Genomic DNA, 24657 nt, shown 5'->3' with positions numbered 1-24657 from the left:
GGATAGCCGGATGAACAAAGCACGCCATAACCCGCTGAACACGGCCGCCATGCATGGGGCGCTGATCCTCTACACGTTGATCGCCCTCTTCCCGGTCTTCGTGATCATCATCAACAGCTTCAAAACCCGACGCTCGATTTTCCGCGAGCCACTCGCCCTGCCCGATGCCGAAAGCTTCTCGCTGATCGGTTACCAGACGGTGATGAAACAAGGGGATTTCTTCCTTTATTTCCAAAACTCGCTGATCGTGACTGTGGTGTCGCTAGCCTTCGTTCTGTTGTTCGGCGCAATGGCCGCCTTTGCCCTGAGCGAATACAAATTCAAGGGCAACACTCTGATGGGCCTCTATCTGGCGCTTGGGATTATGATCCCGATCCGCATCGGCACCGTGGCGATACTTGAGATGATGGTGGCAACCGGTTTGGTGAACACCCTTTGGGCCCTGATCCTTGTCTATACCGCGCAAGGTCTGCCGCTGGCGGTGTTCATCCTGTCTGAATTCATGCGGCAAGTCTCGGACGATCTGAAGAACGCAGGCCGCGTCGATGGGCTGTCCGAATACACCATATTCTTCCGATTGGTCCTACCGCTGGTCCGCCCCGCCATGGCGACCGTGGCCGTGTTCAACATGATCCCCATCTGGAACGACCTCTGGTTCCCGCTGATCCTTGCCCCGGCCGAGGAAACCAAAACACTGACGCTGGGCAGCCAGGTCTTCATTGGCCAGTTCGTCACCGACTGGAACGCGGTTCTGTCGGCGCTCAGCATGGCGATCCTGCCGGTGCTGGTGCTCTATGTCATCTTCTCACGTCAGTTGATCCGCGGCATCACTTCAGGAGCAGTCAAATGACCAAAGTTCTGATCGCCGGCCTCGGCAATATGGGGCTGAGCCACGCTTTGGCCCACCACAACCACCTGGACGCGCAGATTGTTGGGTTGGTGAACCGATCCGGTCGCGTCGACCATCCTGACCTGTCAGGCTATCCGGCTTATTCAGATTTTCAGGCAGCTCTGACTGAAACCAACCCGGATCTGGTGGTTGTGGCGACCTACTCCGACAGCCACGCCGATTTCGCCTGCGCGGCGATGGAGGCCGGGGCGCATGTCTTCGTTGAAAAGCCGCTAGCGACCACTGTGGCAGATGCCAATCGCGTTGTCGAAAAGGCCATTGAGACCAACCGCAAACTGGTGATCGGTTACATCCTGCGACACCATCCTTCGTGGATGCGCCTGATTTCCGAGGCGCGCGACCTCGGCGGGCCGTATGTGTTCCGCCTGAACCTCAACCAGCAAAGCAGCGGGGCTGAGTGGGAAACACACAAAGCTCTGATGCAGACCACCTCGCCCATCGTCGATTGCGGTGTGCATTATGTCGACGTGATGTGTCAGATCACTGACTCCGACCCCGTGCGAGTCCACGGCATGGGCCTGCGCCTAAGCGATGAGATCGCCGAAGACATGTACAACTACGGCCAGTTTCAGGTGGTCTTCGAGGATGGCTCGGTCGGCTGGTATGAGGCCGGTTGGGGCCCGATGATGTCCGAAACCGCGTTCTTCGTGAAAGACATCGTGTCGCCCAACGGCTCGGTCTCGATCACCGATGGAAACAAGGGCGCATCCGCCGATATCGACGGACACACCAAGGTTGGCGGCCTTCTGGTCCATCGCCCCGATGGCGACCAGACAATCGACATGCCCGATGAGCCCGGCCATCAGCAGCTCTGCGATGCCGAACAAGCCTATATGCTGCGCGCCATCGCCGAGGACATCGACCTGACCCGCCATATGAACGACGCCGTGCAATCGCTGGCCATCTGTCTAGCTGCCGATGAAAGCATCCGCACTGGCCAACCCATTTCGCTGAAAGAGGCACGCACATGACCGCCCTGACGCTGACAAACGTGAACAAGTCCTTCGGCACTGTCGAGGTACTGAAAGATATTAACATCGAAGTCGAAGACGGAGAATTCGTCGTCTTCGTCGGCCCCTCCGGCTGCGGCAAGTCCACCCTGCTACGCGTGATCGCGGGGCTGGAGGACGTGACCTCGGGCGAAGTGCGCATTGGCGGAGAGGTGATGAACCTTACGCCGCCCTCGAAACGCGGCATCGCGATGGTGTTCCAAAGCTATGCACTCTATCCCCACCTGAATGTGCGCAAGAACATGTCGCTGGCACTGAAACAGGAAGGCCAGAGTAAGCAGGTCATCGAAGAACGCGTCGCCAAGGCCAGCAAGATGCTGAACCTTGAGCCCTATATCGACCGTTACCCCTCAGAACTGTCAGGCGGCCAGCGCCAACGTGTCGCCATCGGGCGTGCCATTGTGCGTGAACCCAAACTGTTTCTGTTTGACGAACCTTTATCCAATCTGGACGCCGCCCTGCGTATGAATACGCGACTGGAAATCGCCAACCTGCATCAGCAGCTCGATGCATCGATGATCTACGTCACCCACGACCAGACCGAGGCGATGACACTCGCCGACAAGATCGTCGTCCTGCGCGACGGGCGCGTTGAACAGCTTGGCAGCCCGATGGAGCTATATAATAACCCCGCCAACCAGTTCGTCGCGGGTTTCCTTGGCGCTCCGTCGATGAATTTCTTCCCCGCCAGCGTAATCGGCGACAGCGCGGACACAACATTGGGCATCCGCCCAGAGGACTTGTACTTATCCGACGAAGGCCCCCTGACCGCAAACGTGACCCATGTTGAGCATCTGGGTGGAGACACAAACGTGATCGCGATGATGCAAGACCACCAGATAACCGCGCGCCTGTTCGGCCAGCATCAGGTCAACGCTGGTGAATCCGTCCATTTCGGTTACGCCCATGATCGAACCTATCGCTTCAACCAACAGGGCGCCCGTCTCACCTGACAATTTCGGGTAAAGATCTCAGGATGTTGGTGCGGTCGAGAAGACTGATCTTACCATATCAGACAACCTCAAACGAACTCACCAAATATCTATTTACTTGTTTTTATTCATATTTATTGACCCACCCACCTACATGACCTATCAAGACGCCTCATCAAAGCGCGCCTAAAAAGGTGGATAAAAAGGTGGATAGATGGGTCGAGGACTTCACAAGCTAACAGCCCTAGGTGTTGCAAAAGCATCATTTGGAAAACACTCAGATGGAGGAGGGCTTTGGCTTCACAAACGAAAGGACGGCGGAGCCCAGTGGGTGCTGCGAACAACCGTCTTCGGCCGTAGACGAGAAATGGGTCTCGGCTCTGCAAAGCTTGTTTCCCTCAAGGAAGCCCGAGAAGAAGCCGACAAGTGGCGAGCTGTTGCACGACAGGGCAAAGACCCAATCACAGAACGCAATCGACTAAAAAGAGAAGCAACGAGGAACTTCAAGCTGCTGGAGGACGTTGCTAATGATGCATTTGAAGCGCGGAAGGCTGAGCTAAAGGACGATGGCGAAGCGGGAAAATGGTTTAGTCCTTTAGCAAACCATGTGCTCACAAAACTCGGCAAGGTCCCGGTTTCTGAAATTGACCAGGTAATGATTAGAGATGTCCTTAAGCCTATTTGGCATACAAAAGCCAGCACTGCGGAAAAAGCAATAGATCGTTTGGGTATTTGCCTTCGCCACGCAGCTGCTCTTGAGTTATCCGTAGATGTTCAGGCCGTCGCAAAGGCAAAAGCACTTCTAGGCAAGCAAAAGCACGAAGTAAAACACATACCAGCGTTGCATTGGTCAGAAGTACCAAGTTTCTACAATAGCTTGAATGACGGCACGCCTACGCAGCTCGCGTTGCGGCTACTGATATTAACGGCTGTGCGGTCCACGCCCATACGGTTTATGAGACTGGAAGAAGTAGAGGGAAATATCTGGACGATCCCTGCGCAAAAGATGAAAGGAAAGAAGAACAAGGTAGAAGACTTTCGCGTTCCGCTTTCTCAAGAGGCTAGTCGAGTAATCGAGGAAGCAAAGCCATTTGCAAGAGGTGGGTACTTGTTCCCCTCCCCGCGCAAGGGTGTTTTGAGTGACGCTACGATGGCTGGGCTGATGAAACGTCGTGGCTTGGACGCAAGACCGCATGGATTTAGGTCGAGCTTCCGAGACTGGTGCGCCGAACAAACAGACACGCCGGAACAGATCGCTGAAACTGCGCTGGCTCACTCAGTTGGAACGCCCACTTCCAGGGCCTACCGCCGCACCGACTATTTGGCACAAAGAAGAGTTCTGATGAACCGCTGGGCTGAGTTTCTAACCACTAAAAACACGTAGACAGACAGAGACCATCAATGGACGAACAACATCTCATCGCCGGTCAATGGGTCACTGATATTGTTGAGAAATTTTACCTTCATGGAAAGCTCCACAAGACACTTCATAGCTTTGCGTTCACCGTAGCAAAATGGTCCGGAGGAATTAGCTTAGAAGACTGTGGCCGTGGCGGTGAATTCTACATAGGAGTCGACGAGGAGTTTGCGAAACCACTGACCGAACTTGCACATATGCATTATCACTTTTACGATTTGTGCATTGATGTTTTAGCTTTTGGACGGACGTTTGACAAAAAACTGCCTGAACCGCTCGAAGAATTCTCCATTGGCGTTTTGACTGGGTTGATAAAGCGCCCAAAACCACCCCACGCCGAAAGAAGAACAGTTTGGCTGGAAAAATTTTTGATGTGGTCGCTCGCACACGATGTAAACGACATGTTTGGAGTTGGGTTTTCAGAAAACGAGGCAACAAGCAGCAAAAACACGGCTTGCCACATCGTAGCAAAAGCATTCGGTGTTTGTGGACGCCCGACTAAGTATAGTGAGGTTTACAATGTACTTTTTCATCCAGACTACAAGAGCTACCGCCCGGAGTTCGAAGTAGCACTCAAAGTGCGGGGCCGCGAGCGCCCACTGGCAAAGAACGACTTTTCCGACAATGAAAACAAGCTTTTACGACGGGCATGTTTCGAAGCCGATTTTGCTGACATTTGTTCCGCACTCGGACGTGTTGGGTAAGCTCTAGGCTTTCCCAATACGACACCTGCGAATTCAGCATCTAGCATCAGCTCAAATCAAACAAGATCGAGCTGAACTATGGAAAACACTGACCCTCTTCTCACCGCTTCTGAATGCGCGGCCTTCTTACAAGTTTCACTCCCCACTTTCTGGAGGCGTGTTGCTGATGGCACGGTGCCACCTGCTGTCAAAATCGGTTCTCTTTCTCGCTGGCCGAGGTCGGAAATCCTTGACGTTATCGAAACTGCCAAATCAAAACGCTTCCTTGGCGTGAAACTAGATGCTTCTCAGAGCACTTCCACCAATGTGAAATCTGGGTGTGCTCACCAATGAACGTACTACAAGACAACGATTATGCGCGGGTCACTCGCACGCTTGGCTATGTTCTGACGCTTGGCACACAGGAAGCTTGGTGGGGCCTACGAACAGTTCTTAATGCTCGGTTGACACTGACAGAACGTGTTGCGCTCGCCTTCATCGCCCTCAAAGCTCTTCCCCGAGAAACGGCTGGGGATACGGCGGAAGTCGTGCTTTGCAATGGGGCAGGACAACCGCACGCGCCCTTGTTTAGCTTCATGGATCAAGCGGCATTTTGGGCTGATATGGCAGTTCCGGAAGAACTAGAAGCGTATTGCTTGACAGCATTCAATGCCATGCAACCAAATCGGCAAGCGGACTTCATTGCCTATGTGCAACAGAGGTTTGTGGCATGAATTCTGATTTTGCTGATATCGAAAACCACTGGCATGCCCACCAGTCGGAGATTGGACGCTTTGCAGAAGAAAGCTTGCCGCGTCTACCAGACGAGGCGTACGCCCGGGAAATTGACCCGTCGGTCCAGACACGGTGCAAACGTCAGTCAATTTTCTTTTCTGCGTCTATTCTCGACGGAAAGCACGTCCAGCCGCGCGAGTGGTTAGTTCCCGGTTTGGTGCCAATGAATACCGTTACTCTGATGAGTGGAGATGGTGGCACTGGCAAGAGCCTCGTCGCATTACAGCTTGCAAACTCAGTAGCCCTACATATCCCTTGGCTCGGGCTAGCTGCCAAGACAGGGCGTGCAATCTTTATGAGCGCCGAGGATGACGAGGATGAGTTGCATCGTCGTATGGACGACATCTTACGTGTAGAGGGGAGAAAGTTCAGTGACCTCTCTGCGCTTACCTTGCGGTCGTTGGCAGGCGAGGACGCCTTACTTGCTGTAGACACACCAAGTGGATTGGTGCCGTCCGACCTGTTCCGTGAATTAGACGCGAAAGCAACTATGGAGCGCCCGGCATTGATCGTTATTGACACATTGGCAGATGTATATCCTGCGAACGAAAACGACCGGGCAAAGGTGCGGCAATTCGTGGGCATCTTGCGTGGTCTTGCGATCCGACGGCGATGCGCTGTTCTGTTGCTGAGCCACCCGTCGCTCACTGGTCTTAGTAGTGGCAATGGTATGTCAGGTAGCACCGCATGGAACAATTCCGTCCGCTCGCGGCTTTATATGTCACGGATCATGGACAATGGCTTTGAGCCTGATCCAGACGCTCGGGTACTAAGCACAAAGAAAGCCAACTACGGGCGCACTGGAGGCAAGATCAACCTAAAATGGGAAAAGGGTTTGTTCGTCCCCGAAGCGCAACCTACGGGACTCGATGCGCGGGCAGCAGGAGCTAAAGGCGAGCGGGTATTCCTTAAACTGCTGGACGAACTTACTGCGCAGGGGAGGTATGTATCCGCAAATCCCGGCCCAACATACGCTCCGACGCAATTCGCCAACCACCCAGAAGCTGAAGGTTGCAAAAGCCGGGCGCTCAAGAGAGCGATGGAGACACTTTTCAGTCGCGGTGAAATTGTTGTCGCCAGCCACGGGAAAGGCGTGAAGGCCCGTTCGCACATTGCGAGAAAGGGGTTCGACGATGGTCATGAGTAAAGGTTCAACCCCCGGTGCAACACTTTGTGCAACCCCCCATGCAACGACCTGCCAACGCCCGGTCAACGGGGGTGCGACACACACCCCTTAAACCCCGAGCGTTGCACCTGCCCTCGGCGGCAGGGTGCACGCTGCCTTTGGCGATGAAACCGGTCCAGTTTGGCTTGCGAGCGTCGCTCGATTCTTTGACCGTCAAGTGAGCCACTGCCAAGAAATGTCCCAACAATATGGAAATACTACATGATTGAAATAGTGACCGACGAACAGTTTGAGCGCGAAGAAAGACTCGAAAAACTCACGTATATTACCGCGATTCCCGATTACGAGGCATTCAGACTCCTCGATATAACGCCTGCCGATCAGCTAGCCCAAGCGATCCTGAATAACAGAAGCCGTGACCCCTCAAGTCATAGCGGACAGCTCTGGCTACGTGAGCGCCGCCAAGAAGTTCAAGTGATCGAAGACACCGCGCCGGACTGGATCACGGAAGCAGCGTGGGACAGATTCGAGAAAGCAGAAGCGAAGCTAAACGCCGCCTTCGCAATCATGAACAGAAAATCAATTAGACACGAAAGAAGTCTGGGCACAGCAACAGTAACCTCCAAGTGCAAGAACTGCGACGCGAGGCGAGAATTTATCGTTGGAGAAAGAGCATATGAAGTCACGGGAAAGGAGATCACTGTGATCGAAGCTCATTGCTCGGTTTGCAGTGCAGAGCCGATGCCTGTCGACGAGCTGCCAATGAGAGCCATCTTTGAAAACCTCAAGACTCTTGGACAATTGGAAAACACATGAACCAAAACGGAATCGAACGCGCAAAAGATGTGATTGCTGAATTTGACAACGCAATTGGCGATCTGGAAACAAGCCATCCCGAAAGCAAAGGTGCTCTTATCCGCGAAACCGCTGGGCACATGGCTCATCAAATTAACTGGCTAACAAGCATTCTGGCGCGAGGCGGGCTGACCGAACCAGAGAAAACTCAAGTCCTCGCACTAATCCGCGAAATAACCGACCGCCTGGCCGCTGCACCGGCCAAAATTTTTCTAGCACAAGCCTTGGAAGAACCTGACGAAACACAAGCCCCGGGGATGTGACCACACCATAAATTGCGGCAGATAAAGACAACACTTATGCAGAAAAGGCAGGAAACATACAGACAAAGACATCAAAACTGAAAGGTAAAAGATGCGATGAACAAACCGCACGCGTCGTCATCTTTGAGAATAAGAGCAGAACTTGGGAGTGCCAAGAATGCAAAACTTACACCATGAGAACGACGACGAATAATAGGTACAGTGTATACCCAAAAGGCTGAGGCACCTCTGCCCCAACTTCATGACCTACCCCCGCCACTCGGAGCGGCGGACCTTTCGACCTCTAAACGCCTCGTTAACAAGCCTGACCTATTTTCCGACTATGTTGAGAAAACCGCAAAAACGCGCTGCTAGGGCTGGCGCCCTGGCGCGCTCTGAAATCCACCCAAGCCGGCACGACGATGCCGGAATCGTGCAAAGTGAAATGCGCAAACGGGCATTGTCCCGCTTAAAAGCTGACCGCAAAGCGATTCAAGAAACCAAAGCCGCCCGCAAAAATGCCGGAACCTTTCCGTTGGAAAGAGACGAGGCCGAGGCCATCGCCAGCCGCTATTTCATCGAACAAGGTGAAACCTGGATGCGATCCGTTGGCAAACTGATGGGTCAGACTTATGCCGAAACCCGCCACTACTACATGCGAGCGCTTCCAGAGCTGCGAGCAGCAGAAGAAGAAACCAGCGACGGTATCGAAATTGACGGTATTCTGCTTCAAGAGCTTGGCGACGATCCAGCCTTATCCATTTAGATAAACAAACAAGAGATCAGATGCGCAGCAGCATACTTATGTCGCGTTTAGCCTTGGCTTGCAGTGCGTAAGCCAGTAGCAGCGCCCGAGCTGTGCCGACAGTCCTTTTGTTTTTTTTAAACCTTGCACCGTTGCCACCAGCGGTGAAGGCGACAGCTCGTTTCATTTCAGCGGTGGCAATGCTTGCTGCACCGAACATCATCGCGAAAACACTCATTCTCGCAGCTCCTTGGCAGCTGCTCCAAAGATTGCCAACAGCACCTGTTGCTTTCTTTCCACCGCCGCGAGCTGTTTTACGATCTGCTCTTGCAGCTCAAGTTGCTGGCGAAAATACATATCGAGTGCCCTTTTGATCTGAAAATCTTCCGTGTTCATCTATTATTCTCCTGCCTTGGAGGTGTGCAGATCCAGACGAAATGCAAGCGGTCATTAACCTTTTATTTACTCTGTCAATACGGGAGTATCGCCGCATTTTGTTCGGCGCGTAAAATTCCTCAGTTGCTTGTAGTGGCAACTCACCCCTGCTGAAATGGACCGAAGCAGCGAAGCGGTCCCAGAAAATCGGGCAGTTGTGGTTCACACGACCCCGCGGCCCCCTTAGACCCCGATATCTCTCAGAAAAACTTGCAATTCCCGGCTTCACAGCAATTTACAAATCAGAGCGTCCGCTAAGGGGAAAGCAAGTGGGATCGTCGAGCCCCTCCGGGACCGACGAACACTTGCAAAGGGGAGTTGCACTCCCCCTTGACCCCCTGTGGCGGGCCACAGAAAAATGAGGATTTTTATGATGGACCCTATTGCCCCTGAGACCCCGCAGAGCGTTGACCCTGCGGCCCCTGCGCCCGCACCGGGCCAACCACCAAACAGGACGCATGTTTTCAAGATGCGCTTGACCCCAGACGATGCCGCCCGATTGAAAACATGGGCGCATCAAAACGAGCTATCACAAGCTGACTACGTTCGTTTCATGACGTTCGGCAGGACCACATTTGCGCCGCCGAACAGCTCGAAATTGGAGGCCATCGCCCGCCAGCTTGTCGGCATCGCTACGAACGTTAATCAGTGTCAACACTCGATCAATGAGGCTCAGCGATCCGGCACGCTGACTGCCACCCAGTTCGAGGCGATGGGCCGCGTTCTGGATCAGGGCCGCAGAGCCTTTGCCGAACCACTTGTCGAGTTGCGCGCCGAGCTGAAGAAGCTGAAGTCTGCCGCCGCTGACACATCCGACGGACTGGACGCCGGATGATAATCAAGACGGGTGGCATAAGCGCAGGCGATGGCCCCCGCATCTGCAACTATGTGGTTGCAGAGGGCGACAACGAGCGCGTCGACGTCCTGACATACAGCAACGATCAGCTCTTAGTCGCCGACGATTTTGCACGGCTCAGAGGCCGCAAAAGTGGCCTGTTGCACATCATCATCAGTCCTGACCAAGCGCTGACCCCCGACGAGCTGGCCGCGACCGTCGCCGCGATCCGCGAGGAGTTCGGATTCGATAGTGATGATCCTGAAACGCTGGCGATGCACGAAAGCAAGCGCGCCGATGGATCGACCCAAAAGCATTATCACTTAGTGCGACCAGCTCAGAACAGTGTGACCGGCAAGACTTACAAGCTATTCCGCGGCAAGGCGAAAGACGAAGCTGTTAGCCGCCTTTGCGAACTGCAATTCGGCCACCAGCTCACTAGCGGCGCGAACAATGCTTTTGCTGAAATGAGATTGCGAGAACAAGGCAAAGACGAGCTAGCCGACCGCCTGGCCGCTGAGCTGGGCAACGACGAACGCCCCAGAGCTGCCTTTTCCAACGATCAGCACCAGCAGGCCAAGCGATCAGGTTTTGACCTGCCAGCCTTACGCCACCAGCTCACAACCATTGCCGCCCTGTCCCGTGACCAGCAGCCCGCCAAGCTGGCCGAGCTGATCGAGCGTGAAAGGCTAGAGCTGGCCGACGCCATTCCCGAAGGACGCGGTCGAAGCCGGATTATGATCGAAACCCCGAAAGGCATCCGCGATCACAACGCAAACAGAACTTTGAAAATCAAAGCCCAAGACGTAGCCAAATTTATTTCAAAAACACAGGAGATATTACATGAACTCAGAGCCAACAAAGCCCACTCCCGACCAAACTTTGCGGGACCTGCTATCGCAGATCATCCAAGGGCAGGAGCAGATTCACCAGAGCAACCAGGCCATAATAGCTCGCATGAACGCTCTTCTGAAAATCCTTCAGGCAATCAGCAGGAGCTGAAAGAGGGTGAGGAACTGACATTGGCAGCGATAAGTTTGCGGCCACTGGTGACACAGTTTGCAGGTAACCGCTCAGGCGATGTAACTTCGACTGGCATTGAACCGATGCCAGACCCCGGCGATCCGAACTTGCTTCGCAAGCTGGCCGCAATACTGCGAAAACAAATAGAGAAGGCAAATGCCGCACTCAAACGGGCCACCCATAGATCTGACGGCATGACGTTAGTTTAGAAAATCCTTGCAGGAAAATCGGGTTGAGTGGCAGGTTGCTGTCACAACTTTAAGATTTTCAAGCGAGTCACGAATGATTGAAGCTATCCATTTAGCAAACCAAGGCGCGTACGATGCAACGGGCACCAAGCTCGAAGGATTGAAGAAGCTCAATTTTATCTTCGGCTCGAATGGATCAGGCAAGACAACGATTTCCCGGGTTATCGAAGGCTCGGGAACTTTCCCTGACTGCCAAATAACCTGGGCGGGCGGCAGTCCGCTGGAAACCCGCGTCTACAATAAGGATTTTGTCGAAAAGCACTTCGATGCAGAAAGTAGCATTAAGGGTATCTACACATTCGGAGAGAACGTCGAGATCGCCGAGAAGATCAAGACTCTCAAGGGCGAGGCTGATGTAATCAAAACAAAGCTTGGTGGGCTCCGAAAGAATCTCTTCGGCGAAGATGGAGCAAGCGGAAAGAAGAAAGAACGTGAAGCGCTCACCGCGCAGATCGTGGAGGATGTATGGAGCGCCAAAAAGAAGTTTGATAAACTGGAAGCAGCCTTCACAGGACTGAACAACAACAAGAAAAGCTTCTGCGACCGCTATCTCAAAGAAGCGTCGAGCAACATCGCTACAGTGAGGGATATTTCAGAACTACGTGAAGACGCGGCAACGGTCTTTTCGGGGTCGTTAACCAAGGCAACAGTCTTGCCCAATCAGGATAGCTCGAAGATATCGATACTGGAAGGCTCAGCGATCCTGAAGAAGAAGATCATCGGAAAAGAAGACGTGGACATCGCGGCGCTAATCGAAAAGCTCGGCAACAGCGATTGGGTGCAGCAGGGACGGCAATACTTTGATCAACTAGAGGACCAGTGCCCATTCTGCCAACAAAAGACGGATGCAGCCTTCAAGCAGAGCCTGGAAGCGTATTTTGACGAGAGTTACATCTCCGACCTCGTATCAATCGACAAACTGCTCGCCGGCTATGCTGATGCAGCAAAAGACTTACTGAACGCATACAGAGCCACCGATATTGTTGAGTCGCCCTACCTTGACCGCGAGACCTTCGAAAAGGACGTTGCAGCCCTTGGCCTCGCTCTGGATAGCAATATTGAGCACATCACGGCTAAGCGAAAAGAACCAAGTGCCGTCGCCACGCTTACTAGCACAGCCCCGTTAATCTCGGCGGTGGATGCCCTTATCAACGCGGCCAACAAGAAGGTAATAGCAAACAACGATACAATCGATAATCTCGCTGCGCGAAAGAAAGAACTGACGTCACAGGTTTGGAAAAGGCTGCTCGAAGACACAAAGGCAATCTACGATAAGTTCAAGACCGAAACTGGTGGGCTCGACAAAGCGATCACCTCGCTGGAGAGCCAGATAAACACTGAGACAAAAAACCTTGAAGCCAAGCAAGAAGAGATAGAGGAGAATGAGCGAAAGATCACCAGCATCAAGCCAACGGTTGACGCAATCAACAAACTCCTGAAATCGTTTGGCTTCTCCAACTTCCATCTTGCCGAAAGCTCGGATAGCGGCTTCTATGAAGTCAAGCGGGCGGACGGTAGCGATGCAAAGCGAACATTAAGTGAAGGCGAGAAATCCTTTATCACCTTTCTGTATTTCTATTATCTGGCTGGCGGATCGTTTAGTTCGAGCGGCGGCACAAATGACAAGGTCGTTGTGTTCGATGATCCAGTTTCGAGCCTCGATGCAGACATCCTTTTCATTGTCTGCAATCTGATAAAGAGCATCGTCGCCGAAATGCGCACGGGCACAAGCTCGATCAAACAGGTGTTTGTGCTCACGCACAATATCTATTTCCACAAGGAAGTTACGTTCGACAAGAAACGTAGCGCCGCAAAAGCTAAAAGTGATGAGACATTCTGGGTTGTGCGCAAAACATCGCAGCGTTCGGAACTCATGCCATTTGACGAGAACCCGATCAAGTCGAGCTACGAACTGCTCTGGCGAGAAGTTAGGCAGAAGCCACCTTCGGATACGGCCATACAGAACGTCATGCGCAGAATCCTTGAACACTACTTCAAATTTTATGGCGGCATAACACCTGAAGACATTATCGAAAGATTCAACGGCAAGGAAAAAATGATCTGTAGCACCTTGCTCTCGTGGGTGAATGACGGATCGCACTTCGCTACTGATGACCTCTATATGGCTTGCGACCCCGGCCAGGTTGATCGCTATCTCAGCGTGTTCCAAAGAATTTTCGAAGAGTCCGACCACGGCGGGCACTTCAGGATGATGATGGGTGATGATTATGTCGCGCTTCCCGTCGCAGCCAACGATGATGGGGCAAAGGCGGTAGTTGTCACAGAAGCGGTCGCACAGTAGGCACTTCCGCGCGAGCGTCCTCCGGATAAGGGTGAGCAAGGGACTCACCTGAGTGTTGTGCTTCCCGTTTCTTTCCGTATTTTCTCATTATGCGACCATTTTTCCGAGGCGAGGCATGCAGACCGACATAATGACGATCAAGGAAGTCTCGGCCTATCTGAAGATAACGGAAAAGACCGCCTATCGGCTCACAGCGGAGGGGAAGATCCCAGGCTTCAAGGTTGGGGGCGCGTGGCGATTTAGAAAGCAAGAGATTGATGCTTGGATTGTCGAACGAATGAAGGACGGCGGGGCGAACAACTAATGATTCTGGACAACAAGAAGAACGGCAAGGTCGGAGATGCCCTGCGCGAGCATTTGAACGCGGGCTCGCGACTTTCAGTGATCTCGGGCCTATTCTCGATCTACGGTTTTGAATCCCTAAGAAGTGAGTTGAAGGGGCTCGACGTGTTTCGCCTTATCCTGGCTCAAGAGCCGTCAAACGATATGGCTGACGGAAAGACCGCTGCGCTGGCGGGCGATGAATTCGAACTACGGTTTCGGAACCGCCTTGACCAGAACCGCATAGCCAAAGAGTGCGCCAAATGGCTCTCCGAGAAAGCGGACATCAAGGTTGCGAAGAACCCTCGCGCATTCGGGCAGAACCTCTTGCTTGCACAAAGCAAGGATGGCGATGCCATCGGCATTCAAGGAAGTTCGGGGTTTACCTCAACAGGTTTCGGTTACTCGGATTCCAATCGTTTCCACATGAACATGTGCGCGAAAGACGCGCCAAGCACTAAAGCAATGCTGGAGTGGTTCGAGGCGATCTGGAATGACCCTGATGCCGTCGAAGACGCCAAGTCCCTGCTTCTGGAGCGGCTGGAACGGCTCGTCACTGATCAGACGCCAGAGTTCATCTACTTCCTGACCCTCTACAATATCTTCAAGGACTTCCTCGAAGATATCGATGAAGAGAACATCATCAAGTCGAAGACTGGTTTCAAGGATACCATCGTTTGGAACAAGCTCTACAAGTTCCAGCGCGATGGTGTTCTTGGCGCAATCGACAAGCTCGAAAAATATAACGGCTGCATAATCGCGGACAGCGTCGGCCTTGGTAAGACGTTCGAAGCGCTGGCGGTCATCAAATATTACGAGTTGCGCAATGACCGCGTTCTTGTCCTGTGTCCGAAGAAGCTGCGGGACAACTGGACGGTCTACACAGTCAACGACACGCGCAACCTGCTCGCGGCAGATCGCTTCAGCTATGATGTTTTGAACCATACCGATCTGACCCGCCTGCAAGGCCGGTCAGGAGAGATCAATCTCGAAACGCTAAATTGGGGAAACTATGACCTTGTGGTGATCGATGAATCCCACAACTTCCGGAACTCCAGCTCGGCTAAGGAAGGCCTTACCCGCTATTCGCGACTGATGGATGAAATCATCCGCTCGGGCGTCAAGACGAAAGTGCTGATGCTCTCGGCAACGCCCGTGAACAACCGCATGAATGACCTGAAGAATCAGGTTGCCTTCATCACAGAAGGCATTGATAGCGCCTATAGTGAGCAAGGCATCGGCAGCATTGAGGAAACACTGCGAAAGGCGCAGACACGCTTCAACAACTGGCTGCGCCAGGAGGAGAATGAAAGAACGGTCGAAGCCCTGCTCGACAGCATGAACTTTGACTATTTCAAGCTGCTCGACCTGCTGACCATTGCTCGGTCGCGAAAGCATATCGAGAAGTACTACGATGTAACGGAAATCGGCTCGTTTCCTGAACGCCTCCAGCCGATCAACATAAAGGCTGACATCGATACTCAGGGGCAGTTCCCGCCGCTGCGTGAGATTAACCGCACTATCCGAAGGCTAAACCTAAGCGCCTACTCGCCGCTAAAATATGTGAGGGCAGACAAGCGGGAAGAATACAGCCGCAAATACGATGTGAGGGTCAAAGGCGGTCAGTCGGTGTTCCGCCAGATCGACCGTGAGCAGAGCCTTATCCACCTGATGCGCGTGAACTTACTCAAGCGCATGGAAAGTTCGATAAACTCCTTCGGCCTGACGTTGGAGAAACTGCTCGGCGAGGTCGAAAGCCTGCTCGACAAGCTGGAGCGCCACAGTTCCGAGGACATCGAAGAACTTGGAATCGAGGATGTAGAAACCGATGATCCAGATTTCGACGCCTACCTGATCGGGCGCAAGGTGAAGGTGCTCATCAAGGATATGGACGAACATCGCTGGCGTCAGGATTTGCAGGAAGACCGCGCCAAGCTCACCGAGTTGCTGGACGAAGCCCGTAAGATCGACGCGAGCCGTGATGCAAAACTCCACGGATTGCGCGACTTGATCGCCGAAAAGTGCAAGAACCCGATCAACGCAGGCAACCGCAAAATCATTGTTTTCACAGCTTTCAGCGATACGGCAAATTACATTTACGAAAACATCGCGGGATGGGCGAGGGATACGCTCGGCATCAACGCCGCGCAGATCACGGGGAGCGGCACGAACAAGACGAACATGCCAGGGCAAAGCAGTAACTTCGACAGTCTGCTTGCGTCCTTCTCGCCCGTCTCAAAGGAGCGGTCGAAGATTGATAAAGGAGCGACGGAAGAGATCGACTTACTTATCGCTACGGACTGTATCTCTGAAGGCCAGAACCTTCAGGACTGCGACTATCTCATCAACTATGACATCCACTGGAACCCCGTGCGGATTATCCAGCGCTTCGGTCGAATCGACCGTCTAGGCTCGAAGAACGAAGTCATTCAGCTCGCCAACTTCTGGCCGAATATGGAGCTGGATGAGTACATCAACCTGGAAGCGCGAGTGAGCGGTCGTATGGTGCTGCTCGACATCTCAGCCACGGGTGAAGAGAACGTCATCGAGCAGGATAGCGCAGGCCAGATGAAAGATTTGGAGTATCGGCGCAAGCAACTCGAACAACTCCAAAAGACTGTCGTTGACCTTGAAGATATGTCGGGCGGCGTATCGATTGCCGATCTGACGCTCAACGACTTCCGCATGGATTTGTCGGCCTTCATGAAAGAGAACCTGGACGTGCTGGAAAGCGCCCCAACAGGTCTCTTCGCAGCCGCGACACTTGACCATGCGCTCAGGCTGGAAGGCCTGCCTGCGGGCGTGATTTTTTGCCTGAAGAATGTGGGCAAGCCCGTCAGCAACGATGATGGCTACGCGCTTGCACCCTACTACCTCACCTATGTGAGCGATGACGGGCAGGTGAGCTTCACCTTCACGCAATCGAAGAAGGTGCTCGATGTCTTGAAGAAGCACGGCCTCGGCAAGCGCTTTGTGGATCCAGAGGCCGTCGCCCGCATGAACGCCACGACGAAGAACGGGCGTGACATGAGCCACTACCGCGCCTTGCTTCAGACCGCCGTCGCAAGCGTGGTCGGCAAGGCTGAAGAAAAAGGCGTCGAAAGTTTGTTCTCGCGTGGCGGCACGAACCTCACCAAAGATAGCTTCCAGGGCATGGAGGACTTCGAGGTGGTCAGCTACATGGTAGTGAACACACCATGACGGAAATTCACACCATCGATCAGTTCCACGAAAACCTGGCTGTGCCAGAGACTTGCCACCTCGGCAAGCGCCTGTTCAAGAAGCAGTTTTATGAGCACGGACAGCTTGGGGCGACTGACAAGAAGGCCTTTGGCGAAGACATCGACAGCATCGAATGGAGCTACACGATCAAGCCTTCAACGATCAACATCCCGAAGCTTGAAGACAACGCTCACGAGTATCTTGAGGTCGCGATCTTGCAGGTGATGCTAACTGCCGCAGATCGCCACACTCGGATTGCCTCGGTGATTCAAAAGGCCATCCCCTACCCCCTGTTGATCGTTTTCGTCTGCGGTTCGCGGCTGGCGATCACTGCCGCCGACAAACGGATCAACCGTGCCGATGCGAACAAGATCGTGACGGAAGCCAGCTATGACACGGGCTGGATAGACCTGACCGCGCCCAATGCGGCACAAGAGGCGTTCCTGTCTGATTTTCGTGTCACGAAATTTAGCTACCGAAACCTGTACGACTTCTATCAGGATGCCATCGCGCGGGTGATTGCCCTAAACTGCGCCGTCCATACGGGACGCTACGCGCTACAAGTCGCTGCGGACAAAACGCCGAAAAGAAAGACGGAGCGCCTGGCGGCACTGCGGCAGATCGAGAAATCTCATCAGGAGCGGAGCGAACTCCGCAACAAGCTGAAGAAAGAGAAAAACCTTGGAAGTCAGGTAAGCCTGAACACCAAGATCAAGCAATTGAGCGACCGCATCGAAGCGGCTCGCAAGGAACTATGAGGAACCGAGCTATGGACGCATTGAAACAAGAGGACGGCGAAAGCCTGAACTTCATCGAAGAAAACATCGAAGCACTGAAGGCCATTTTCCCTGATGCCTTCACAGAGGACGGGGTTAACTTCGAGGCGCTTCGCCAATTGCTCGGCGATCAGATCGCGGACAGTGAAGAGAAGTATGGCCTCACTTGGCACGGCAAGAAGAAAGCCCGTCAGATCGCGCTCGTGCCATCGACTGGCACGTTGCGCCCATGTCCCAAGGAAAGCGTGGATTGGGACACTACGCAAAACCTCTTCATAGAAGGTGACAATCTTGAAGTCCTGAAACTCTTGCAGAAGAGTTATGCCGGAAAAATCAAGATGATATACATCGATCCGCCTTACAACACGGGTAAGGAGTTTATCTATCCAGACAAGTTTCAAGACAATCTTGACACCTATCTGAAATATACTGGCCAGAAGACTGACGAAGGTTTTGTGACAAGCTCAAATACGGAAGGCTCCGGAAGATATCACACCAATTGGCTAAACATGATGCTTCCGCGCCTAAAGCTCGCTAGGGCGTTGCTACGCGAAGATGGTGTAATCTTTATCTCTATTGATGATACGGAGGTCGCCAATCTCAGAAAATGCTGTGATGAGGTTTTTGGAGAAGAAAATTTCGTCGCAAATGCCTGCTGGCAGAAAAAATACGCTGTATCAAACGATGATCCTGGCGTCGCTCCGATGCACGACCACATAGTTATTTATGCCAAGGGATCAGATTTTAAAAGAAATTTGCTACCTAGAACGGAAAAGCAAAACAGTCGCTACAAGAACGACGACAATGACCCTAGGGGACCTTGGGCATCCGATAACTACGTAAGCAACAAGTCAAAAGATGAGCGCCCTACTCTTTGGTATTCCATCCGTCATCCCAAGACAGGTGAGGAGGTTTGGCCAGACGAAAGCGCCGTGTGGAGGTACAATAAGGACAAACATCTTCAAATGGAGGCGGAAGGAAGACTCTATTGGGGTCCTGATCAGAACTACAAGAAGCCAAGACTTAAGCGGTATCTCTCCGAAATCCAAGATGGCATCGTGCCGAGCACTTGGTGGAGCTTTGAAGAGGTCGGGCACAACGATGAAGGACAGAAGGAAACCGCTGAGCTGATAGGTAAGAAGATCTTCTCCACGCCAAAACCAGTTCGATTGATCAATCGGATGCTGGAGATTGGCATCGGCGAAGACGACATCTTTCTGGACTTTTTCGCTGGATCTTGTGCGAGCGCTCAAGCGGCGATGCAGTGGTCTGTCTCGAAGCACCCGATCAAATGGATAATGGTTCAGCTTCCAGAGAAATGTGAAGAAAACACGGAAGCTTTCCGTGCGGGGTTCAAGTCGATAGCCGACATCGGAAAGGAGCGCATCCGGCGGGCTGGTGGTAAAGTCGCTGACGACAACCCCGAAAGGTCGGGTGATTTCGGTTTTAAGGTTTTCAAATTGGATAGCAGTAACATCCGTGCATGGAATCCTGACACCGCCGATCTGGAAAAGAGCTTGCTTGACCACGCCGAGCACTTGGTCGAAGGCAGAAGCGAGCAAGATGTGTTATACGAACTACTGCTGAAGCGCGGCGTCGATCTGACCGTTCCGATTGAAGAGAAAGAGATCGCGGGCAAGACTGTCTATAGCATCGGTTTCGGTGTGCTCTTCGCCTGCCTAGATAAAGACATCGACAAGGACGAAATCGAGACCTTGGCGCAAGGTATCACCGCTTGGCAAAAGGAACTTGAGCCTGCGTCGGACACGCAGGTTGTCTTCCGCGATAGTGCCTTTGCCGATGATATCGCCAAGACCAACATGACAGCCATTCTGGAACAGAATGGCATCGCTCATGTGCGCAGCCTTTAAGTTCGGAGGGCGCACATGAAACTGCATTTTGAAGATAATCTGGACTATCAGCACGCGGCGATTGGTTCGGTCGTGGACTTGTTTCAAGGCCAAGACATCAACCGCACGGAGTTTACTGTTACCTACCGTCCCGAGGACACGGGGCAAGGTTCCTTCGGTATCACCGAGAGCGAACTTGGTATTGGCAACCGCCTGGAGCTGCTGGATGACGAAATCCTTGAGAACCTGCGCACCATCCAACTTCGCAACGGTCTGCGCCCGTCAGAGTCCCTGACGAGCGGCGACTTCACGGTTGAGATGGAGACAGGCACAGGAAAAACTTATGTCTACTTGCGCACAATCTTCGAACTGAACAAGCGCTATGGCTTCACGAAATTTGTGATTGTCGTGCCGTCCGTCGCAATCAAAGAAGGCGTTTACAAAACGCTCCAGATCACCCGTGACCACTTCGAGAACTTGTACCCCATCGCCAAAGGGTACGAGTACTTTCTGTATGACTCGACTAAGCTCGGCCAGGTGCGGAACTTCGCGACGAGCCCAAACATTCAGATCATGGTCGCCACAGTCGGGGCGATCAACAAGAAGGATGTGAACAACCTCTACAAGGACAGCGAGAAAACGGGTGGCGAAAAGCCCATTGACCTCGTTCGCGCCACTCACCCGATCATCATCGTGGACGAACCGCAAAGTGTGGACGGCGGCTTAAAGGGCAAAGGCAAAGAAGCCCTGAATGACATGAACCCGCTCTGCACGTTGCGATATTCTGCAACCCATGTGGACAAGCACCACATGGTTTACCGCCTGGACGCTGTGGATGCCTATGAGCGGGAACTGGTCAAACAGATTGAAGTTGCTTCGCTCGAAGTTGAGGGAGGGCACAACAAGCCCTTCGTGAAGCTACTCTCGACCCACAACCGAGGCGGCTCGATCAGCGCGAAGATCGAAGCGGACTTCATGCGCGGCGGCAACGTGCGACGTGACATTCTGACGGTCGAAGACGGCGATGATCTGGAGCAAGAGACAGGTCGCGCGATCTACGAGAACTTTCGCATCGGCACGATCAATTGCGGTAAGGGCAACGAGTCGATGGAGCTGAGCATGCCAGGCGGCGAAGTCACCCTTCACCCAGGCGAAGAAGTCGGCGGCGTGAATCCTGATGACCTCAAGCGACTGATGATACGCCGCACCATCAAAGAGCATCTGGACAAGGAGATGCGTTTCGCCGCGCAAAAGCGCGATGTGAAGGTGCTAAGCTTGTTCTTCATCGACAGCGTGGAATTCTACCGCCAGTACGACGAAGACGGGACCATCGTGAAGGGCAAGTACGCCCTGATATTCGAGGAGGAGTACTGCAAACTCGCCAAGAGCGAAACGTACCAGACTCTCTTCGAGAAGGTCGATCTCGATATCGAGGCGGATGAAGTCCACAACGGCTACTTTTCCATCGACAAGAAGGGCGGCTGGACGGAAACGGCTGAGAACAACCAGACGAACCGCGACAACGCCGAACGCGCTTATAACCTGATTATGAAGGATAAGGAGAAGCTGCTGAGCTTTGACTCGAAGCTCAAGTTTATCTTCTCCCACTCCGCTTTGAAGGAAGGTTGGGACAACCCGAACGTTTTTCAGATTTGCGCCCTGCGCGACATGGGTTCGGAGCGCGAACGGCGGCAAACGCTCGGCCGAGGGTTGCGCCTCTGCGTTAACCAGGAAGGCAACCGCCTGCGCGGCTTCGATGTGAACACTCTGACCGTCATCGCAACGGAAAGCTATGAGCAGTTCGCAGAAAACCTTCAGAAGGAGATCGAAGCTGACACGGGCATCCGCTTTGGCGTGGTGGAAAAACACCAGTTCGCCAACATCGCCGTGACTTTCGATGATGGAACGACTGCGCCGCTCGGCGTGGAAAAGTCGGAGGCGGTATGGGACTTCTTGGAGGGCGAAGGATACTTGGATAGTCGTGGCAAGGTGCTGGACACCCTGCGAACGGCACTAAAGGAAGACGCGCTAGCGCTTCCCGATGAATTCGGAGAACAAGAGGCGGATATCAAGGACATTCTGCGTAAACTCGCGGGCAAGCTGGAAATCAAGAACGCCGATGAGCGCGTGACCATCCGTACCCGCGAGGCGGTTTTGGAGAGTGACGAATTCAAGCAGCTTTGGGATCGGATAAAGCACAAGACCACGTACCGCGTGGACTTTGACAATCCAAAACTTATCGAGGATTGCGCGACGGCAATTCGGGACGCTCCACCCATCACGAAGACACGGGCTCGCTTCCGAAAGGCGGACATTGCCATCGGAAAAGGTGGGGTGCAGGCAAACGAAGGCGACACAACGATATTTACGACGATCAATGAGAGCGATATCGAGCTGCCCGATCTGCTTACGGACCTTCAGGACAAGACGCATCTCACGCGCAAAAGTTTGGTCGAAATCCTGACGAATAGTCGGCGTTTGCACGACTTCAAAAAGAACCCGCAGGAGTTCATCGACATAGCCGAGGAAGCAATCAACCGCGCGAAGCGCCTCGCGCTAGTGGACGGCATTCGTTATCAGCGTATCGGCGCTGACCATTTCTATGCTCAAAAGCTGTTCAAACAAGAGGAACTGACAGGCTATCTTAAGAACACGCTGGAGACGCAGAAATCGGTCTATCAGCATGTCGTCTATGACTCGGCGGGCGTCGAAAAGAGGTTCGCGGAAGACCTTGAAGCCAACGAAGCAGTAAAGGTTTATGCGAAACTCCCGCCCTGGTTCAAAATCCCTACGCCGCTCGGAACTTATAACCCAGACTGGGCTGTGTTAGTTGAAGATGATGGGCAAGAAAAGCTGTTCTTTGTTGTAGAAACAAAGGGCAGTGGATGGTGGGATGATCTTCGCCACAAAGAAGGGGCGAAGATCAAGTGCGGCGAAAGGCATTTTGCCGTGCTGGCCGAAGGCGACGCCCCTGCTCAATACATCAAATCAACTTCGGTTGAAGACATGCTCAAGCACGTTTAAGCGCCGACAACAGCGAATTTCAAGGGGCTGCGCTAAGCCCCTGATCCACCCTCAACATCGTAGATATGCGCGGTGTCACCACACCAAGGGCGCACCCGTTAATTCGCGGCTTAGCTTATGAAACTGGTCAGAAGCACTTATTGACTCGGCAGACTTCGATGATGCTTCGCAAACTGTTTCGAATGAGAACCCAAGACTAACCATGTAATCGTTAGGGTGGATGAAAAGGTGGGTTGAATTGCAAACGTATTGTATATGCGTTTGTTTTTTAATGGTAATTTTTATTTTATTGGTGCGGTCGAGAAGACTCGAACTTCCACGGGTGTTACCCCACAGCGACCTCAACGCTGCGCGTCTACCAATTCCGCCACGACCGCACTGCCAATGACTTGGTAGAGGGGCGTATAGACGCTGAGCCGCGCGATGTGAAGAGGCAAAAACACAGCCGATTGAAATCACGTGCTTTAGCCATATCTAACCGCGATACAATGCAATCTGGAGCAGCCATGCCCTCGCCCGATCCCCGCCCTACAGTGCAGATTGATGTCGTCTCGGATGTGGTCTGTCCGTGGTGTATTGTCGGCTTTCGTCAACTCGATGCCGCACTGAAGCAAGAGAATGTGCTGGCCCGATTGCGCTGGCATCCGTTCGAACTGAACCCCAACATGGGGCCAGAGGGACAGAATCTGAGGGAGCATATTGCCGAGAAATATGGCTCGACGCCCGAACAAAGCCAGCAGGCGCGCGAGCGGTTGACTGCGTTGGGCACTGAACTTGGGTTCACCTTCAATTTCACTGATGACAGCAGAATCGTGAACACCTTTGCCGCGCATCAACTGCTTGACTGGGCGGAAAAACAGGGGCGTCAGCATCCGCTGAAACTGACCCTGTTCGAAACCTATTTCACCAAGCAACAGGATGTCTCTGACGTCGAGGTGTTGATGGGCGCAGTCGAGGCGGCCGGGCTCGACCCGGAGGCGGCGCGAACCGCACTTGAATCAGGTGCGCATGCCCAACCGGTGCGTGAAAAACAAGATTTCTGGACCAGCCGAGGCATCTCGGGCGTGCCTTCGATGGTGTTTGGAGGGAAATATCTGCTGACCGGCGCACAGGGCACGGACACTTATGCGCAGGTCCTGCAACGCTGCCTGGCCGAGGCCGCCTGACCCCTTCCCCCTGCCCCGCAGACGGTCTAAGGAACGAGCATGGAATGGAAGACTACCGACGGGCTGATCGACTACGACGAGGCCACTGCCTTCATGGAGGCGCGCGTTGCCGCGATTGCAGCGGGTGAAGCGGACGAGTGCATTTGGCTGTTGGAACACCCGCCGCTTTATACCGCTGGGACTTCTGCCAAGCGAGAAGATCTGACCGATCCGGATCGCTTTCCGGTCTATGAAAGCAAGCGCGGTGGACAGTACACCTATCACGGCCCCGGTCAGCGCGTTGTTTACGTCATGCTTGATGTGGGCAAACGCGGTCATGATGTGCGCCGCTTTGTGCAGCAGCTTGAGGCATGGGTGATTGCGGCTCTGGCCGAGTTCAATGTCACCGGTGAGATCCGCGACGGCCGCGTGGGCGTCTGGGTGCAACGGCAAGACAAGCCGCTGACGATCACCGGCCAGCCAGCCGAGGACAAGATCGCGGCCATCGGCATTCGCCTGCGGAAATGGATCAGCTTTCACGGCATCTCAATCAATGTCGAGCCGGACCTGTCACATTTCACCGGTATCGTGCCCTGCGGAATTCAGGAACACGGGGTGACCTCACTGGTCGATCTTGGGTTGCCGGTGACCATGGATGACGTCGATGTTGCGCTAAAAAAGACCTTTGATGAGGTCTTCGCCACCGAAGGCGCCTAGTTTATAGGTGATTCCACGTATTCGGACAGATCTGGCCAGAATAT

At 53.4% G+C, this 24657-nt stretch carries 23 protein-coding genes and 1 tRNA gene; 21 read left to right on the top strand and 3 right to left on the bottom strand.

Annotation, left to right across the window (positions count from 1 at the left end; translation table 11 throughout):
* Nucleotides 1-10: 10 nt before the first annotated feature.
* The 11 genes from ACR0AY_RS00745 to ACR0AY_RS00695 all read left to right on the top strand — a co-directional run bounded on the left by ACR0AY_RS00745 (nucleotide 11) and on the right by ACR0AY_RS00695 (nucleotide 8736).
* Nucleotides 11-850, top strand: coding sequence for a carbohydrate ABC transporter permease (locus ACR0AY_RS00745; protein ID WP_170393445.1), 840 nt, complete (start codon nucleotides 11-13; stop codon nucleotides 848-850).
* Nucleotides 847-1881 (top strand): Gfo/Idh/MocA family protein, encoded by a 1035-nt coding sequence (locus ACR0AY_RS00740; RefSeq protein ID WP_170510539.1) that lies wholly within the window; start codon nucleotides 847-849, stop codon nucleotides 1879-1881. The genes ACR0AY_RS00745 and ACR0AY_RS00740 overlap by 4 nt, the downstream gene beginning before the upstream one ends.
* Entirely contained in the window at nucleotides 1878-2873 is a 996-nt protein-coding gene (locus tag ACR0AY_RS00735) for an ABC transporter ATP-binding protein (protein ID WP_170510541.1), read from the top strand. Before ACR0AY_RS00740 ends, ACR0AY_RS00735 begins: the two co-directional genes overlap by 4 nt.
* Nucleotides 2874-3066: 193 nt before the next feature.
* Entirely contained in the window at nucleotides 3067-4236 is a 1170-nt protein-coding gene (locus tag ACR0AY_RS00730) for a tyrosine-type recombinase/integrase (protein ID WP_480453618.1), read from the top strand.
* A 17-nt stretch (nucleotides 4237-4253) separates the two neighbouring features.
* Nucleotides 4254-4973: a hypothetical protein gene (locus ACR0AY_RS00725; protein ID WP_480453616.1), complete on the top strand. Its 720-nt coding sequence runs from the start codon at nucleotides 4254-4256 to the stop codon at nucleotides 4971-4973.
* A 78-nt stretch (nucleotides 4974-5051) separates the two neighbouring features.
* Nucleotides 5052-5306: a helix-turn-helix transcriptional regulator gene (locus tag ACR0AY_RS00720; protein ID WP_480453614.1), complete on the top strand. Its 255-nt coding sequence runs from the start codon at nucleotides 5052-5054 to the stop codon at nucleotides 5304-5306.
* Nucleotides 5303-5686, top strand: a complete 384-nt coding sequence (locus ACR0AY_RS00715) for a hypothetical protein (protein WP_480453613.1) — start codon at nucleotides 5303-5305, stop codon at nucleotides 5684-5686. Before ACR0AY_RS00720 ends, ACR0AY_RS00715 begins: the two co-directional genes overlap by 4 nt.
* Nucleotides 5683-6894, top strand: coding sequence for an AAA family ATPase (locus tag ACR0AY_RS00710; protein ID WP_480453612.1), 1212 nt, complete (start codon nucleotides 5683-5685; stop codon nucleotides 6892-6894). Before ACR0AY_RS00715 ends, ACR0AY_RS00710 begins: the two co-directional genes overlap by 4 nt.
* 240 nt (nucleotides 6895-7134) lie before the next feature.
* Nucleotides 7135-7689, top strand: coding sequence for a hypothetical protein (locus tag ACR0AY_RS00705; RefSeq protein ID WP_480453610.1), 555 nt, complete (start codon nucleotides 7135-7137; stop codon nucleotides 7687-7689).
* 29 nt (nucleotides 7690-7718) lie between these two features.
* Nucleotides 7719-7991, top strand: a complete 273-nt coding sequence (locus ACR0AY_RS00700) for a hypothetical protein (protein ID WP_480453608.1) — start codon at nucleotides 7719-7721, stop codon at nucleotides 7989-7991.
* A 439-nt stretch (nucleotides 7992-8430) separates the two neighbouring features.
* Nucleotides 8431-8736 (top strand): hypothetical protein, encoded by a 306-nt coding sequence (locus ACR0AY_RS00695; RefSeq protein WP_480453606.1) that lies wholly within the window; start codon nucleotides 8431-8433, stop codon nucleotides 8734-8736.
* 16 nt (nucleotides 8737-8752) lie between these two features.
* Here ACR0AY_RS00695 and ACR0AY_RS00690 read toward each other — a convergent pair whose 3' ends face one another.
* Nucleotides 8753-8953 (bottom strand): hypothetical protein, encoded by a 201-nt coding sequence (locus tag ACR0AY_RS00690; protein ID WP_480453604.1) that lies wholly within the window; start codon nucleotides 8951-8953, stop codon nucleotides 8753-8755.
* Entirely contained in the window at nucleotides 8950-9111 is a 162-nt protein-coding gene (locus ACR0AY_RS00685) for a hypothetical protein (RefSeq protein ID WP_480453602.1), read from the bottom strand. Before ACR0AY_RS00685 ends, ACR0AY_RS00690 begins: the two co-directional genes overlap by 4 nt.
* 412 nt (nucleotides 9112-9523) lie before the next feature.
* On the opposite strand from ACR0AY_RS00685, the gene ACR0AY_RS00680 reads away from it, so the two are divergent.
* The 8 genes from ACR0AY_RS00680 (at nucleotide 9524) to ACR0AY_RS00645 (ending at nucleotide 22751) form a co-directional block, all read left to right on the top strand.
* The gene (locus ACR0AY_RS00680; protein WP_480453600.1) at nucleotides 9524-9985 is read left to right on the top strand and encodes a plasmid mobilization protein; all 462 of its coding nucleotides are present in this window, start codon (nucleotides 9524-9526) and stop codon (nucleotides 9983-9985) included.
* Nucleotides 9982-11217, top strand: a complete 1236-nt coding sequence (locus ACR0AY_RS00675; protein ID WP_480453598.1) for a hypothetical protein — start codon at nucleotides 9982-9984, stop codon at nucleotides 11215-11217. The genes ACR0AY_RS00680 and ACR0AY_RS00675 overlap by 4 nt, the downstream gene beginning before the upstream one ends.
* 73 nt (nucleotides 11218-11290) lie before the next feature.
* Complete coding sequence (locus ACR0AY_RS00670; RefSeq protein WP_480453596.1) at nucleotides 11291-13558, top strand: AAA family ATPase; 2268 nt, start codon at nucleotides 11291-11293, stop codon at nucleotides 13556-13558.
* A gap of 130 nt (nucleotides 13559-13688) precedes the next feature.
* Nucleotides 13689-13862, top strand: a complete 174-nt coding sequence (locus tag ACR0AY_RS00665) for a helix-turn-helix domain-containing protein (RefSeq protein ID WP_480453595.1) — start codon at nucleotides 13689-13691, stop codon at nucleotides 13860-13862.
* A complete protein-coding gene (locus tag ACR0AY_RS00660) occupies nucleotides 13862-17080 on the top strand; it encodes a helicase-related protein (RefSeq protein WP_480453593.1) in 3219 nt (1072 codons plus the stop codon). The genes ACR0AY_RS00665 and ACR0AY_RS00660 overlap by 1 nt, the downstream gene beginning before the upstream one ends.
* Nucleotides 17077-17859 carry a DUF4391 domain-containing protein gene (locus ACR0AY_RS00655; protein WP_480453592.1) on the top strand — a complete coding sequence of 261 codons (783 nt, stop codon included), beginning with the start codon at nucleotides 17077-17079 and terminating at the stop codon, nucleotides 17857-17859. Before ACR0AY_RS00660 ends, ACR0AY_RS00655 begins: the two co-directional genes overlap by 4 nt.
* An 11-nt stretch (nucleotides 17860-17870) precedes the next feature.
* Nucleotides 17871-19748 carry a site-specific DNA-methyltransferase gene (locus ACR0AY_RS00650; RefSeq protein WP_480453591.1) on the top strand — a complete coding sequence of 626 codons (1878 nt, stop codon included), beginning with the start codon at nucleotides 17871-17873 and terminating at the stop codon, nucleotides 19746-19748.
* Between the two features lie 15 nt (nucleotides 19749-19763).
* Nucleotides 19764-22751, top strand: a complete 2988-nt coding sequence (locus tag ACR0AY_RS00645; protein WP_480453589.1) for a type III restriction-modification system endonuclease — start codon at nucleotides 19764-19766, stop codon at nucleotides 22749-22751.
* A 290-nt stretch (nucleotides 22752-23041) separates the two neighbouring features.
* Here ACR0AY_RS00645 and ACR0AY_RS00640 read toward each other — a convergent pair.
* Nucleotides 23042-23128, bottom strand: a tRNA-Leu gene (locus ACR0AY_RS00640).
* 129 nt (nucleotides 23129-23257) lie between these two features.
* Between ACR0AY_RS00640 and ACR0AY_RS00635 the strand changes: the two genes are divergently transcribed.
* On the top strand, nucleotides 23258-23917 hold the full coding sequence (locus tag ACR0AY_RS00635; RefSeq protein WP_170510544.1) for a DsbA family oxidoreductase: 660 nt from the start codon (nucleotides 23258-23260) through the stop codon (nucleotides 23915-23917).
* Nucleotides 23918-23956: 39 nt separating this feature from the next.
* Complete coding sequence (gene lipB, locus ACR0AY_RS00630; protein ID WP_170393453.1) at nucleotides 23957-24613, top strand: lipoyl(octanoyl) transferase LipB; 657 nt, start codon at nucleotides 23957-23959, stop codon at nucleotides 24611-24613.
* Nucleotides 24614-24657 lie beyond the last annotated feature (44 nt).

It is taken from the genome of Ruegeria sp. A5, assembly GCF_056543005.1.
This window is presented reverse-complemented; position numbering and strand designations above follow the sequence as displayed.

What these genes read in the sequence shown, in the direction of transcription:
- ACR0AY_RS00745 (WP_170393445.1), top strand. Translation starts at nt 11, where the DNA reads ATGAACAAAGCACGCCATAACCCGCTGAACACGGCCGCCATGCATGGG.
- ACR0AY_RS00740 (WP_170510539.1), top strand. Translation starts at nt 847, where the DNA reads ATGACCAAAGTTCTGATCGCCGGCCTCGGCAATATGGGGCTGAGCCAC.
- ACR0AY_RS00735 (WP_170510541.1), top strand. Translation starts at nt 1,878, where the DNA reads ATGACCGCCCTGACGCTGACAAACGTGAACAAGTCCTTCGGCACTGTC.
- ACR0AY_RS00730 (WP_480453618.1), top strand. Translation starts at nt 3,067, where the DNA reads ATGGGTCGAGGACTTCACAAGCTAACAGCCCTAGGTGTTGCAAAAGCA.
- ACR0AY_RS00725 (WP_480453616.1), top strand. Translation starts at nt 4,254, where the DNA reads ATGGACGAACAACATCTCATCGCCGGTCAATGGGTCACTGATATTGTT.
- ACR0AY_RS00720 (WP_480453614.1), top strand. Translation starts at nt 5,052, where the DNA reads ATGGAAAACACTGACCCTCTTCTCACCGCTTCTGAATGCGCGGCCTTC.
- ACR0AY_RS00715 (WP_480453613.1), top strand. Translation starts at nt 5,303, where the DNA reads ATGAACGTACTACAAGACAACGATTATGCGCGGGTCACTCGCACGCTT.
- ACR0AY_RS00710 (WP_480453612.1), top strand. Translation starts at nt 5,683, where the DNA reads ATGAATTCTGATTTTGCTGATATCGAAAACCACTGGCATGCCCACCAG.
- ACR0AY_RS00705 (WP_480453610.1), top strand. Translation starts at nt 7,135, where the DNA reads ATGATTGAAATAGTGACCGACGAACAGTTTGAGCGCGAAGAAAGACTC.
- ACR0AY_RS00690 (WP_480453604.1), bottom strand. Translation starts at nt 8,953, where the DNA reads ATGAGTGTTTTCGCGATGATGTTCGGTGCAGCAAGCATTGCCACCGCT.
- ACR0AY_RS00685 (WP_480453602.1), bottom strand. Translation starts at nt 9,111, where the DNA reads ATGAACACGGAAGATTTTCAGATCAAAAGGGCACTCGATATGTATTTT.
- ACR0AY_RS00680 (WP_480453600.1), top strand. Translation starts at nt 9,524, where the DNA reads ATGGACCCTATTGCCCCTGAGACCCCGCAGAGCGTTGACCCTGCGGCC.
- ACR0AY_RS00675 (WP_480453598.1), top strand. Translation starts at nt 9,982, where the DNA reads ATGATAATCAAGACGGGTGGCATAAGCGCAGGCGATGGCCCCCGCATC.
- ACR0AY_RS00670 (WP_480453596.1), top strand. Translation starts at nt 11,291, where the DNA reads ATGATTGAAGCTATCCATTTAGCAAACCAAGGCGCGTACGATGCAACG.
- ACR0AY_RS00665 (WP_480453595.1), top strand. Translation starts at nt 13,689, where the DNA reads ATGACGATCAAGGAAGTCTCGGCCTATCTGAAGATAACGGAAAAGACC.
- ACR0AY_RS00660 (WP_480453593.1), top strand. Translation starts at nt 13,862, where the DNA reads ATGATTCTGGACAACAAGAAGAACGGCAAGGTCGGAGATGCCCTGCGC.
- ACR0AY_RS00655 (WP_480453592.1), top strand. Translation starts at nt 17,077, where the DNA reads ATGACGGAAATTCACACCATCGATCAGTTCCACGAAAACCTGGCTGTG.
- ACR0AY_RS00650 (WP_480453591.1), top strand. Translation starts at nt 17,871, where the DNA reads ATGGACGCATTGAAACAAGAGGACGGCGAAAGCCTGAACTTCATCGAA.
- ACR0AY_RS00645 (WP_480453589.1), top strand. Translation starts at nt 19,764, where the DNA reads ATGAAACTGCATTTTGAAGATAATCTGGACTATCAGCACGCGGCGATT.
- ACR0AY_RS00635 (WP_170510544.1), top strand. Translation starts at nt 23,258, where the DNA reads ATGCCCTCGCCCGATCCCCGCCCTACAGTGCAGATTGATGTCGTCTCG.
- lipB (WP_170393453.1), top strand. Translation starts at nt 23,957, where the DNA reads ATGGAATGGAAGACTACCGACGGGCTGATCGACTACGACGAGGCCACT.